At 64.2% G+C, this 10,733-nt stretch carries 14 protein-coding genes; 3 read left to right on the forward strand and 11 right to left on the reverse strand.

All coding sequences use genetic code 11. The features are described from left to right. Window positions 1–87 precede the first annotated feature (87 nt). Window positions 88–975 carry an acyltransferase gene (locus tag K675_RS0108435; RefSeq protein WP_017903076.1) on the forward strand — a complete coding sequence of 296 codons (888 nt, stop codon included), beginning with the start codon at window positions 88–90 and terminating at the stop codon, window positions 973–975. A gap of 3 nt (window positions 976–978) precedes the next feature. Here the strand turns inward: K675_RS0108435 and K675_RS0108440 are convergent, their stop codons facing one another. From K675_RS0108440 to K675_RS0108470, 7 genes are all read right to left on the reverse strand, one after another. Further along, window positions 979–2,136, reverse strand: coding sequence for a glutathionylspermidine synthase family protein (locus K675_RS0108440; protein WP_017903077.1), 1,158 nt, complete (start codon window positions 2,134–2,136; stop codon window positions 979–981). Then, a complete protein-coding gene (locus K675_RS0108445; RefSeq protein ID WP_017903078.1) occupies window positions 2,136–2,888 on the reverse strand; it encodes a DUF1190 domain-containing protein in 753 nt (250 codons plus the stop codon). Before K675_RS0108445 ends, K675_RS0108440 begins: the two co-directional genes overlap by 1 nt. Before the next feature lie 11 nt (window positions 2,889–2,899). Then, a complete protein-coding gene (locus K675_RS0108450; protein WP_026145035.1) occupies window positions 2,900–3,325 on the reverse strand; it encodes a DUF350 domain-containing protein in 426 nt (141 codons plus the stop codon). A 141-nt stretch (window positions 3,326–3,466) separates the two neighbouring features. After that, entirely contained in the window at window positions 3,467–4,009 is a 543-nt protein-coding gene (locus K675_RS0108455; protein ID WP_017903080.1) for a DUF2780 domain-containing protein, read from the reverse strand. A gap of 130 nt (window positions 4,010–4,139) precedes the next feature. Continuing rightward, window positions 4,140–4,799, reverse strand: a complete 660-nt coding sequence (locus K675_RS0108460; protein WP_017903081.1) for an AAA family ATPase — start codon at window positions 4,797–4,799, stop codon at window positions 4,140–4,142. Further along, entirely contained in the window at window positions 4,799–5,143 is a 345-nt protein-coding gene (locus K675_RS0108465; protein ID WP_017903082.1) for a type II toxin-antitoxin system Phd/YefM family antitoxin, read from the reverse strand. Before K675_RS0108465 ends, K675_RS0108460 begins: the two co-directional genes overlap by 1 nt. 190 nt (window positions 5,144–5,333) lie before the next feature. After that, window positions 5,334–5,579, reverse strand: a complete 246-nt coding sequence (locus K675_RS0108470) for a hypothetical protein (RefSeq protein ID WP_017903083.1) — start codon at window positions 5,577–5,579, stop codon at window positions 5,334–5,336. Between the two features lie 217 nt (window positions 5,580–5,796). Between K675_RS0108470 and K675_RS0108475 the strand changes: the two genes are divergently transcribed. After that, window positions 5,797–6,369, forward strand: a complete 573-nt coding sequence (locus K675_RS0108475; RefSeq protein WP_017903084.1) for a hypothetical protein — start codon at window positions 5,797–5,799, stop codon at window positions 6,367–6,369. A gap of 174 nt (window positions 6,370–6,543) precedes the next feature. Continuing rightward, window positions 6,544–6,975 (forward strand): DUF3757 domain-containing protein, encoded by a 432-nt coding sequence (locus tag K675_RS0108480; RefSeq protein WP_017903085.1) that lies wholly within the window; start codon window positions 6,544–6,546, stop codon window positions 6,973–6,975. 56 nt (window positions 6,976–7,031) lie between these two features. On the opposite strand, the gene fdhA is transcribed toward K675_RS0108480, so the two are convergent. The 4 genes from fdhA to K675_RS30500 all read right to left on the reverse strand — a co-directional run. Further along, the gene (fdhA, locus tag K675_RS0108485; RefSeq protein ID WP_020481043.1) at window positions 7,032–8,231 is read right to left on the reverse strand and encodes a formaldehyde dehydrogenase, glutathione-independent; all 1,200 of its coding nucleotides are present in this window, start codon (window positions 8,229–8,231) and stop codon (window positions 7,032–7,034) included. A gap of 218 nt (window positions 8,232–8,449) precedes the next feature. Beyond that, window positions 8,450–9,307, reverse strand: a complete 858-nt coding sequence (purU, locus tag K675_RS0108490) for a formyltetrahydrofolate deformylase (RefSeq protein WP_017903087.1) — start codon at window positions 9,305–9,307, stop codon at window positions 8,450–8,452. A 289-nt stretch (window positions 9,308–9,596) separates the two neighbouring features. After that, window positions 9,597–10,229, reverse strand: a complete 633-nt coding sequence (locus K675_RS0108495) for a sarcosine oxidase subunit gamma (protein ID WP_017903088.1) — start codon at window positions 10,227–10,229, stop codon at window positions 9,597–9,599. A gap of 139 nt (window positions 10,230–10,368) precedes the next feature. Beyond that, a partial coding sequence (locus K675_RS30500; protein ID WP_037006369.1) for a glycine cleavage T C-terminal barrel domain-containing protein occupies window positions 10,369–10,733 on the reverse strand: 365 nt, incomplete at its 5' end.

A 10,733-nucleotide genomic window follows, 5' to 3' on the forward strand; every position in this document is an offset into this window, starting at 1 on the left:
CGTGAAACCTTCGTCGATCGGCGGATTTGGCGTCTGCCCGCCACGCCTTTATGATGACGCGCCCTCACGCCCTGAAAGAGTTCCCTTATGCGCCGCCTGCTCACCGGCAGCCTCGTTACGCTGCTGTTATTGCTCAACACCCTGGTGCTGATCGGCCCGCTGATGGTGTTCGCCCTGCTCAAGCTGGTGTTGCCCGGTCGTCTGCGCGATCACGCCAGCCGGGCGGTGATGTGGATCGCCGAAACCTGGGCCGAGATCGACAAGCTGATCTTCTCCCTGTGCATTCCCACCCGCTGGGACATTCGCGGTGCCGATGGCCTGCGCGGTGACACCTCGTACCTGGTGGTGTGCAACCACCAGTCGTGGGTCGACATCCCGGCGCTGATCCAGTCGCTCAACCGGCGTACGCCGTTCTTCAAGTTCTTCCTAAAGAAGGAACTGATCTGGGTACCGTTCCTGGGCCTGGCCTGGTGGGCGCTGGACTACCCGTTCATGAAGCGCTACTCCAAGGCCTTCCTGGACAAGCACCCGGAACTCAAGGGCCAGGACCTGGCAATCACCAAGGCCGCCTGCGAGCTGTTCAAGCGCCAGCCGGTGACCGTGGTCAACTACCTGGAAGGCACCCGCTTCAGCGAGGCCAAGCGCCAGCAGCAGGGCTCGCCGTTCCAGCACCTGCTCAAGCCCAAGGCCGGCGGCGTGGCCTTCGTCCTCGCGGCAATGGGCGAACAGCTGGACGCGGTGCTCGATGTCACGGTGGTTTATCCACAGGACAGGATCCCGGGCTTCTGGGACCTGATCAGCGGCAACGTGCCCAAGGTGATCATCGACTTCCATACCCTCGCCATGGACCCGAGCCTGTGGCAGGGCGACTACGAGAACGATCCGGTGCTGCGCAAGCGGGTCCAGGACTGGGTCAACCGGCTCTGGAGCGAGAAGGACCAGCGCATTGCCGCACTGCGCAGCGAGCGCGGCTGAACCTCAGTCGAGGATGATGTGTGGCAGGAAACGGCTGGTATCCTTGGTGATCAGCGAGTTGTCCTCGCGAATGCCGAGGCCGGCCGGCTGATCGCCGATCATCCAGCTGCCGAGCACCGTATGGCTGCCGGCAAACGAAGGCAACGGCTGGAACTGCTGCAGCACGAACGGCCCCTGGTCATAGGGACCCTGCTCGCTGATCCGTTCGCCGGTCGGCGTGTGAATTTCCACATTGGCCCCCTCCCGGGAAAAGAACGGCTTGCGCACCCAGCCCCGGCCCGGACGTCCCTGCGGATCCGGATCGATGAAGGCCGGCAGCAGGTTCGGGTGGCCCTCATGCATTTCCCAGAGCAGCGCCAACGCCCCCTTGTTCGACAGGATCGCCTTCCACGGTGGCTCGACGAATAGCGTCCGGCTGTGGGCGATGGCCGGGCCGAAGGCTTCGCTGAACAGGTTTTCCCAAGGGTAGAGCTTGAACAGGGTGCTGATCGGCTGGTCCTGCTCGTCGACGAAACGCCCGGCCCGGTCCAGGCCGATCGCCTCGATATCGATCAGTTGCGTCGCCAGTCCGGCCTGGCGGGCGATGTCACTCAGATACTCGACCGTGCCACGGTCTTCCAGCGAATCACGGACCGAGGCGAAGTGGAACGGCGACTGGAACCCGAGTTCGACGAAGGCCTGCAGCAGCTTGTCCTCGATGCTGTTGAACTGGTCGGCCCGGCCCGGCAGTTGCCCACGGTGCATCTGCTCCTCGAGCCAGACGTACTGGAAGAAACTCGCCTCGTACAGCGACGTCGGTGTGTCGTAGTTGGTCTCCAGCAGCTTGGCCGGACCGTGGCCGTCGTAGCACAGGTCCATCCGCCCATAGAGGTGCGGGTGGCCCTGGCGCCAGGAGTGACGGATCAGGTCGCGATAGGCCTCGGGGATCGCCAGGCGATCAAGCAGTTGCTCGCTGTCCACCACCCGCTCGACCAGCTCCATGCACAGCTCATGCAACTGGCGGCTCGGCTCTTCGAGGTCGTCCTCGATCTGGCGCAGGCTGAACTGGTAGTAGGCCGACTCATCCCAGTAGGGCTCGCCATCGAACGTGTGGAAATGAAAGCCCAGCCGTTCGGCGGTGGCCCGCCAATCCGGACGGGGCAAGCTGGAGACGCGTTTCATCAGCCACCCCTGCTGCTGCCGTGGGATGAACCGAAACCGCCGCGGCTGACCACTCGTGGTGCCGAACCACTGTACGACGCCGGGGTGAAACGCCCCGGGCTGTTCAGGCGAAAACGCGCGTTGCTCGACTGGGCGAAGGTCTTGCCGGCCCGGGCCTGCTGATCGAGGCTGCTGGCCTGGTAGCCGCCACGGCCATCACGCTCGTTGTACAACGGCTCGCTGAAGTAGCGCGGTGCGTAGGGGTCGGTGCCCAGGCCGATCCAGCGCCAGAAGCGGCTGCCCCAGTCGTTGGAGTAGCTGGAATAACCGGAGCCGCCGAAAGAACTGCCGTAGCCGCCACCGTTCGACGAGACGACAGGCGGGCCGCTCTCGATCACGGTCTGGTCATCCAGCCGCTTTTCCTCTTCAAGAGGCGCCGGCACCGCCTGCACGGTGGTCAGGTTGAAGCCGGCCATCAGCGGGTGGAAGCGGGTATTGCCCAGATCGGCCACGCAGTCGCCGCGGGTGAAATCACTGGCACAGGCGTCCTGGCTGGGGTACTCCGGCACGATTTCCAGATGCTGGTCGCGAGCCTCCGCCGCCGCATCGGCACAGACATCGGCTGCCACGCCGGCCGCGACACAGGCCGGCTCGCTGGCATACTGCGTGGTCTTGGCGACATCGCGCGTCCGCACCTGCTCGCCATCACAGGCCACCAGCACGAAGGGCACGCTGCCCAGCAACACCAGGCCAACACGTTGGCTACGTTTCATCGCCAGCGCCCTCAGACCGGTGGGGTCATGCAGGCCGCATTGAGCAGGCCGACACTGATGGAGATCGCCGCCGAAAGGATCGCCGCCGCCAATTCACCCTTGGCGATCCGGGCCGACAGACCGCGAATCAGCAGGCTGACCAGGCCGAATGCCAGCAGTTGGGCGACCAGCGCGATCAGCGCCCAGACCAGGAAATCCACCAGCGACACCGAATGGGCAATGGCACTGGCCGCCGGGATCGCGAAGCCGATCAACGCGCCACCCAGGGCGGTCGCGGCGGCAACGTTGCCGGCACGGATCAGCGTCCACTCCTTGTGCGGCGTCATCCAGGTATAGAGGCAGGCATACAGCCCGAAAACCAGCAGTGCCACCAGCAGGTACAGGACGAATCCCATGACCGCATCCAGGTGCAACGACATCCTCACCGCATCGACCAACATGCTTGTGCCACTCTCTCCATGAACAGGCGGCGACAAATAGCACACCGCATGAAATAACTGAACCCGCATCGTGGCTGCGCAAACAAAAACGCACCGGTTCCCGACGGAGTCCGGTGCGTTGCCAGCCGTGGCGATGGCTCAGCCGCCGGTGCCCCAGATGCCGGCGAGGCTCTGCAACAGCGAGCCGCCGACACCCTGGTCGCCCAGGTATTTGAGGAGGATCGGCGCGAACTGGCCGACCATGCCGCTGTCCATGCCCAGGGCGCCGAAGGCGTTGTCCAGGTCGTGGGTGTTCTTCACGTTGCCCAGCGCGTTACCCAAAGCCGACGAGCCACCTGCCTGGCCGAGCAGGCCGCCGAGCCCGGCCAGCGCGCCGCCGCCCGACAACTGGTCGAGCCCTGGCACGCTCTGGCTCAGTTGCGAATAGTCGTTGCCGCTGAGCTGGTTCTTCGCCAGGCCGAGCATCGCCCCGGCCCCGCCGATGGCCTGCTCCGGGGTGACGTTCAGTTGCGAACCCAGGGCGCTGAGCAGGCCACCCTCCGGCGCCGTGGCATTGCCCTCCTGACCGCCCTGCAGGGCCGACAGCGCATTGGCCGCGTCATTCAGGCTGAACGCCGCGAACACCGGCGTAGCGGCGAAGGCCAGGAGCGAAGCCAGTACGACACCGCGTGGAATTTTCATTGCAGCCACCTCACAAGTCATCGAAGGCCACCGCTGGCCAGCGGTCGGCGCTGGCCATTGGAGTGGGAAAAGCCGGGCTTGTTCCACCCTGCCACCAAGTATGGCGGGGATTGGCCGTGCGGCCTTGCCGTCAGCCGGAAAGCCGCTCGATGGCGGCCTGAACCAGCGGTCTCGCCCATACGGGAATGGCTTGCAGGGCCTGGGCGTCCTTCGGGTCGGGGCTGAGCAGTTGGCCGCCGGCCATTTCCAGGACCAGCAACGGATCGGGAATGGCCTCGCCCGGCGCGACATCGGTGCTGTTGTCGAACACCTGCAGATGCGTCAGGTACGGCATCAGGCTGATCAGGTTGACCCGCGAGTTGACCCAACGCTCACGGATCTTCGGCTCCGGAATGTCATGGCCACCCCGGGCAACCCGCAGACGCACCCGCCGCAGATGCTGCTCCGGCGAGGACAGGCCACAGAACAGCATGATCACATCATGGGTCTGCGCCGCCTGGGCGAGCATCAAGGCGATGGTGTTGCCACCCAGAGTGGTTTCGAAGGCATGGTTGCGCCGCTCACGCAGGGCGTCTTCCAGTTGTTTGCGGCCATGTTCCCAGGCCAGGCCATTGGCACGCTGCTGGTCGATGCCCAGGCTGCTCGCCAGTTCGCGGGCAAAGCTGTCGGGGTCGAACCAGTCCAGGCCATGCTCGGCGAGCAACGCCCCGCCCACCGAACTCTTGCCGGCACCGTTGACCCCGGCCAGGACAAAAATGAACGGGCGTTCGCCGGCCGGCGTTTCGCTCATCAGAACGTGGAACCGGCTTCAGGCCGCTTGCCCAGCTTGCCCTTGGCCGCCAGCAGCGAACGCACCCCCTGGGCCGCCTGGGGTTGTTGCAGGCTTTGCAGGCGCGCGTCAAAACGCTGGGTCAGTTCTTCCAGGGCCGACTGCTCACGATCCTTGTAGGCCTGCACCTGGGCAGTCAGTTGCTGGTAGGTCTCGGCATCCAGCAGGACCATCTCCACGGTGGAGTGGTTGGTCACCGCGACGCTGCCGGACTGATGAACCAGGCGGACCACGTCGGCCCACTTGTTCTTCACCTGGGAAGCGTTCTGGCGCGGCAGATCGAGGAGGTCAGGCAGGGCAATCATGGCGCGTGCTCACAGATTGGGAAGGTCAATCCACTATAACAATCACCAGCCATTTTGGCTATTTTTGCCATATTAGCCTGAAAACAGGCCGACTCCTCGTTGCCGAGTGGCACGAGAATCCGGCCTAAGGGATGGACGACCGACCCTAAGGCAGACGGCCATCCGGGGAGACAATCAAGACAACAGCGATTCAGCGGGAGAAGTCGACGAAGGCCTGGCACAGGGTGAGCAGATAGCGTTCATCGTCCGCATCCATGTCGCCATCCTCATCCATGTCGACCCGGACGTCGACGGTGTCGTAGGTCTTGTCCTCGCCGGACGAGGACACGGCAGAAGCGAAGATGAGTTCATCTCCTTCGTAGAACTCCACCAGCACCTCCGGGCTGCCGTTGCCGTCGATATCTTCCAGTGAAAGTCGGATTTCCTTTTTGGCCATGAAGGCACCTCTTTATCGAGTGATGTGATGGGGGGCCCATGTTGAGAGGCAAGCGCCCTGGCGACCATTGCCCGGCGGCGACAGGCCGCACAGGAAAAGGCGCCCGCACCCGGCGGAAACCCGCATTCGCGGCCTGGGAATCCACGATCGCCGTCCATGCCGGTGCGTGGGCCGGGCATTTGCCGTAAAGTGAGCGCCCCTGAGGGAAGGAATGCGTATGGACGTGAAAATCGGCGGCACCGCCCTGGCAATCATCCTGGCCGGCCTTGGCATCGCCTTCGGCGTGCACGAATGCCGGCGTGGCCCGCTGAACCCCGAACTGCCCGACAACCTCGACGACGAGCAGACCGCCTGGCTGACCCTCGAACACCGCGTCAAGCGCAGCGACCCGGCGCTGACCGAAGTCATCCGCGACCAGCGGACGCTGACCATTCTCTATCAGCCCGGGCCCGATGACGACGAAGCCTGGGTTGCGCGAATGCTGCGTACGATCGGCCAGGGCCTGGCGGCGGTGAACGGTGCACCGGGTGGCAGGCAATACACCCAGGTGACGATCAAGGCGCGGATCGTCGCCACCGATGACGTCGAGCTGGTGTATGGAATGGACGGTTTCGACGCGATCAAGACCCAGCGGGACGGCTACATCAACTTCGCCAGCAGGCCCCGCGAGCTGAAGTTCAGCGGCGAGACCCTGGCCCAGGCCAGCAACTATTGCAGCGATCCGAGTGGCCGTGGCTTCTATCCGGAGTTCTGCCAGCGGGTGAGCGCGGCAAAGGCGGGACAGCGGTGAATGCTTGCATCCGGGAGATCACCGACAGTCCCACGCGCCTAATAGCCCCGCCTTCGATCACCCTCAGCCGGTTATTTCGAAACGACCTTGAGAACTGTCATTTCTGACAGTAGCCGCTCCCCTTCCCGGCCACTCAACATGAAGGCCCACGACAACGGAAGGGAGTACCGACTCATGCGAAACCGACTTGCAAACCGTCTGGCCCTGCTCACCCTGGCGCTGGCCAGCCAGGCCTACGCCGCCGACCCGGTGCAGACCGCGACCTGCCCGGCCAGGGAGCAGATCAGCCAGAGCGAGATGGCCGGTGGCGGCTTCAGCTACCAGGCATCAGGCCCCGGCGGCAGCAGCTGGACAGGAGAGAACGAGGAAGCCAAGGGGGATTATCTGCAACAGGTCGCCTTCATCAGCGCCACCTACAAGGAAAGTACCAAGGCGGTGATCTGCGACTACGAGGGCCCGGGTGACGCCGGCATCCGCCTGGTGCTCAAGGCCTTCGAAGGCTGGCAGCCGGGCCAGGGTACCGACTGGCCCGGCAACACCTGTCAGAACAGCGTGGTCGGCCAGTGTGCATTCGCCTACAGCAAGCTGGCGGCACCCGCCGGCTAGGCGCCGAAAAACAGAAAGGGCGACCGGAGTCGCCCTTTTTTCATCGTGCCCCGTGCTTACGCCGCACTGAACATCTTGTGCGGGTCGATCACGAATTTCTTCGGCACGCCGGCATCGAACTCGCCGTAGCCCTTCGGTGCGTCGTCCAGGCTGATCACCTGCACACCGACCACTTCGGCGATGTTGATGCGGTCCCACATGATCGCCTGCATCAACTGGCGGTTGTACTTCATCACCGGGGTCTGGCCGGTATGGAAGCTGTGGGACTTGGCCCAGCCCAGGCCGAAGCGGATGCTCAGTGCACCGATCTTGGCGGCGGCATCCACCGCACCCGGGTCTTCGGTCACGTACAGGCCGGGGATACCGATCTTGCCGGCCACGCGGGTGACCTGCATCAGCGAGTTGAGCACAGTGGCCGGTGCCTCGTGCTTGGCACCTTCATGGCCATGGCCCCGGGCTTCGAAGCCCACGGCGTCGACCGCACAGTCCACTTCCGGCTCGCCCAGCAGCGCGGCGATCTGCTCGTGCAGCGGCGTGTCGAGGGACAGGTCGGCAATCTCGAAGCCCTGGGCCTTGGCATGGGCCAGACGGGCCGGGTTCAGGTCGCCGACGATGACCACGGCCGCGCCCAGCAGGCGTGCCGAAGCCGCGGCAGCCAGGCCGACCGGGCCGGCACCGGCGACATACACGGTGCTGCCCGGGCCGACGCCGGCGGTGACAGCGCCGTGGAAACCGGTGGGCAGGATGTCGGACAGGCAGGTCAGGTCACGGATCTTTTCCATGGCCTTGTCGCGATCCGGCAGTTTCAACAGGTTGAAATCGGCGTACGGCACCAGCACGTACTCGGCCTGGCCGCCGGTCCAGTCGCCCATGTCGACGTAGCCGTAGGCACCGCCGGCACGCGCCGGGTTGACGGTCAGGCAGACGCCGGTGTGCATTTCCTTGCAGGAACGGCAGCGCCCGCAAGCCACGTTGAACGGCACCGAGACCAGGTCGCCGATCTTCAGGTTCTCGACGTCGCTGCCCTTCTCGACCACTTCACCGGTGATTTCGTGGCCCAGCACCAGGCCGACCTGGGCGGTGGTACGGCCGCGGACCATGTGCTGGTCGGAGCCGCAGATGTTGGTGGATACCACACGCAGGATCACGCCGTGCTCGATCTTCTTGCCACGCGGGTCCTGCATTTTCGGATAGTCGATCTTCTGTACTTCTACCTTGCCAGCGCCAAGGTATACCACTCCACGATTGCCAGACATGCTTTCACCTCGCTGTTGTTTTTATGTAGCTGACGCGTTGCCACGAAGCAACGCGTTGATTGCTCGGGGTTGTGCTTGTGTCTTTTTTACTGCTTTTTTTGTGTTGTTTTCAGGGCCCTGTCGCCAGCAAGCCGGCTCCCACAAGGGGCCGTGGGCACCGCCCAGCGACTGTGGGAGCCGGCTTGCTGGCGATGAGGCCAGAATGGGCGGCATGAAACTCAAAGGACGACCGTCCGGTTGGCGTTGAGGAATACCCGCCGCTCGATGTGGTAGCCCACCGCCCGCGCCAGGGTCAGCCCCTCGATGTCCCGGCCCTTGGCGATCAGGTCCTCGGGGTAGTGGCTGTGATCCACCACCTCGACGCCCTGGGCGATGATCGGCCCTTCGTCCAGGTCGTTGTTGATGTAGTGCGCGGTGGCCCCCACCAGCTTCACCCCCTTGTTGTAGGCCTGATGATAGGGCTTGGCACCCTTGAAGCCCGGCAGCAGCGAATGGTGAATGTTGATGGCGCGACCATCGAGCTTGCGGCACAGTTCCGGCGACAGCACCTGCATGTAGCGGGCGAGAATCACCAGTTCGGCACCGGACTCCTCGATCACCTGCCACACCTGCCGTTCCTGGGCCGGTTTGTCGTTGGGGTCGAGGGGGAAATGGTAGTAGGGAATCTGGTGCCAGTCGGCCAGGGGCTTGAGATCGGGATGGTTGGACACCACCGCGACCACGTCCATGGACAATTGGCCGATCCGCTGGCGGTAGAGCAGGTCGTTGAGACAGTGATCGGCCTTGGAGACCATGATCACCACTTTCGGCCGGTAGTTCGGCGCGGTCAGCTCGAAGGTCATGCCGAACGCCTTGCCACGCTCGGCCAGGCCTGCGCGGAACGCCTGTTCGTCGAAGCCTTCGGACTGGCGGAATTCCACACGAATGAAGAACCGGCCCGAAAGGCGGTCATCGAACGAATGGTGTTCAGTGACGTAGCAGCCCTGCTCGAACAGGAAGCGGGTCACCGCATCCACCGTGCCGAGCACGCTGGGGCAATCGGCGGTCAAGATCCATGTATCGGGGGCGCGGCTCATCGGGTGACTCCTGTTCTTGAATGCTGCAAAAACCTGGGTGGGTCTGGCACTGATCCCCGAAGAAAGGAGATCGCTTCTGCAAGGGGCTTGCGGGTCTACCCGTGGCGAGGGGGCTTGCCCCCGCTCGGCTGCAGAGCAGCCGTAAAACCGGCAAACTCAGTGTGTCAGACACACCGCGTGCTCAGGGTTCGGGGCTGCCTTGCAGCCCAGCGGGGGCAAGCCCCCTCGCCACAGCTATACTTTTCGCCCAAATGTGCCTCCTGATACAGGCCCTCGGCACATTTCAGCCTCAAGCCTGAACGTTCAGGCCGTACTCCGCTGCCGCATCCTGCAGCCACAACCACCAGTAGTCCGAGAAGCTGCGACGGATCACCAGTTCCCAGGTGTCTTCGCCAGTGTGACGGATGATCAGCTGCGACTTGGCGAACACCGTACCGACAGCCTTGCCGACCGGGAAGTTGTTCGGGTGCACGTCGTAGCTGGTCGACTTCATCAGCACCTGGCGCACGTTCGGGCCGCTCAGTTCCAGCAGTTGCTGACCACCGCTGACGTTGACGATCGCGATGTGCAGGTCGCCCAGCGCTTCGCGCAGGGCCTTTTCGGCGGCGTATTCCTCGCCGGTCGGCACCACCAGCAGCCACTCGTCCGGGCCGAGCCACTGCAGGCTGGTCTCGCCCTTGGCGACGACGGTCAGGGCCACGGGCAGGTCCAGGCCCAGGGCCTTCTTCACGCCAGCGGCGAATGCCGGGTCATGGGCGTCACCACGGATGGTCAGGTGGCCGAGCAGTTTCTTTTCCCGCACGGTCACGCCGGCGTTCTTGCGGCCCTTGCCCACCAGGCTGGCCAGATCGGCATGGTGCAACGACGACTCGGCCTTGGCCCCGGAAGTCGGGCGTTGCTGGTAAACGTTGGCTGTGCTCATGTGAAACACCTGTATTGAATTCTGTCTCTGATCGTTCCCACTCTCTGCGTGGGAATGCCGCCATGGACGCTCCGCGTCCGCTCTTGGGGTACGGAGCGCCCCGGGATGCATTCCCACGCGGAGCGTGGGAACGATCGACTTAGATGTTCTGGCGATCGCCTTTCGGATCGAAGAACACCGAGGACACGATCTCCGCCTCGATCACGCTGCCATCGGCCAGCGGTGCGAACACGCGCTCACCCATACGCTTGAGACCACCCTTGACCACCGCCATGGCGAACGAGTAGCCAAGGGAGTTATGGGCATAGCTGGAGGTCACGTGACCGACCATCTTCATCGGGATCGACTGCTTCGGATCGAACACCAGTTGCGCCCCTTCAGGCAGCCACTTGGTCGGATCGATCGGCTTGAGGCCGACCAGTTGCTTGCGATCCTCGCGCACGCAGTCCTCGCGGTTCATCCCGCGCCAGCCGATCCAGGAGAACGGCTTGGTACGGCCGACGC

The organism is Pseudomonas fuscovaginae SE-1 (genome assembly GCF_000364705.1).
In the GTDB taxonomy this organism is placed as follows: Bacteria; Pseudomonadota; Gammaproteobacteria; order Pseudomonadales; family Pseudomonadaceae; genus Aquipseudomonas; species Aquipseudomonas fuscovaginae_A.

What these genes read in the sequence shown, in the direction of transcription:
- fdhA (WP_020481043.1), bottom strand. Translation starts at nt 8,231, where the DNA reads ATGTCTGGCAATCGTGGAGTGGTATACCTTGGCGCTGGCAAGGTAGAA.
- K675_RS0108465 (WP_017903082.1), bottom strand. Translation starts at nt 5,143, where the DNA reads ATGATTGCCCTGCCTGACCTCCTCGATCTGCCGCGCCAGAACGCTTCC.
- K675_RS0108445 (WP_017903078.1), bottom strand. Translation starts at nt 2,888, where the DNA reads ATGAAACGTAGCCAACGTGTTGGCCTGGTGTTGCTGGGCAGCGTGCCC.
- K675_RS0108435 (WP_017903076.1), top strand. Translation starts at nt 88, where the DNA reads ATGCGCCGCCTGCTCACCGGCAGCCTCGTTACGCTGCTGTTATTGCTC.
- K675_RS0108470 (WP_017903083.1), bottom strand. Translation starts at nt 5,579, where the DNA reads ATGGCCAAAAAGGAAATCCGACTTTCACTGGAAGATATCGACGGCAAC.
- K675_RS0108440 (WP_017903077.1), bottom strand. Translation starts at nt 2,136, where the DNA reads ATGAAACGCGTCTCCAGCTTGCCCCGTCCGGATTGGCGGGCCACCGCC.
- K675_RS0108480 (WP_017903085.1), top strand. Translation starts at nt 6,544, where the DNA reads ATGCGAAACCGACTTGCAAACCGTCTGGCCCTGCTCACCCTGGCGCTG.
- K675_RS0108460 (WP_017903081.1), bottom strand. Translation starts at nt 4,799, where the DNA reads ATGAGCGAAACGCCGGCCGGCGAACGCCCGTTCATTTTTGTCCTGGCC.
- purU (WP_017903087.1), bottom strand. Translation starts at nt 9,307, where the DNA reads ATGAGCCGCGCCCCCGATACATGGATCTTGACCGCCGATTGCCCCAGC.
- K675_RS0108495 (WP_017903088.1), bottom strand. Translation starts at nt 10,229, where the DNA reads ATGAGCACAGCCAACGTTTACCAGCAACGCCCGACTTCCGGGGCCAAG.
- K675_RS0108455 (WP_017903080.1), bottom strand. Translation starts at nt 4,009, where the DNA reads ATGAAAATTCCACGCGGTGTCGTACTGGCTTCGCTCCTGGCCTTCGCC.
- K675_RS0108475 (WP_017903084.1), top strand. Translation starts at nt 5,797, where the DNA reads ATGGACGTGAAAATCGGCGGCACCGCCCTGGCAATCATCCTGGCCGGC.